This window comes from Bowmanella yangjiangensis (assembly GCF_017255015.1).
Taxonomy (GTDB): Bacteria; Pseudomonadota; Gammaproteobacteria; order Enterobacterales; family Alteromonadaceae; genus Bowmanella; species Bowmanella yangjiangensis.
The window spans coordinates 1-327 of record NZ_JAFKCS010000804.1; the positions used below are offsets into that span (position 1 = coordinate 1).

Annotated in this window: 1 protein-coding gene; it reads right to left on the reverse strand. The window is 67.0% G+C overall.

The window, feature by feature from the left end:
• Positions 1-309 (reverse strand): MerR family transcriptional regulator (locus tag J0A65_RS26760; protein ID WP_206597201.1); only part of this gene is annotated, 309 nt, incomplete at its 3' end.
• Positions 310-327 lie beyond the last annotated feature (18 nt).

Sequence of the window (327 nt, forward strand, 5' to 3'; positions counted from 1 at the left end):
CTCGCCGCGCAGGTGCTGCAACTCCTCGATGCGCTGCTCGATCAACGCCAGCTTGTCCTGCAGCAGCCGGGTGACGGCCTGGTCCGGGTCACTGGCCTGCCACAGCTCGCCGATGTGGCTGCCGATCTCGCCGAGGCTGAATCCCAGGCGCTGGGCCGTGCGGATATAGGTGACCAGCTGCGCCGTCTCGGCCGGGTAGTCGCGGTAACCGTTGTCATTGCGGCGTGCGGCGATCAGCCCGCGCTGTTCGTAGAAACGCAGCGTGTCACGGCTCACTTCGCAGGCTGCGGCCAATTCTCCGATACGCATGCTCGGCACTCGGTGGGG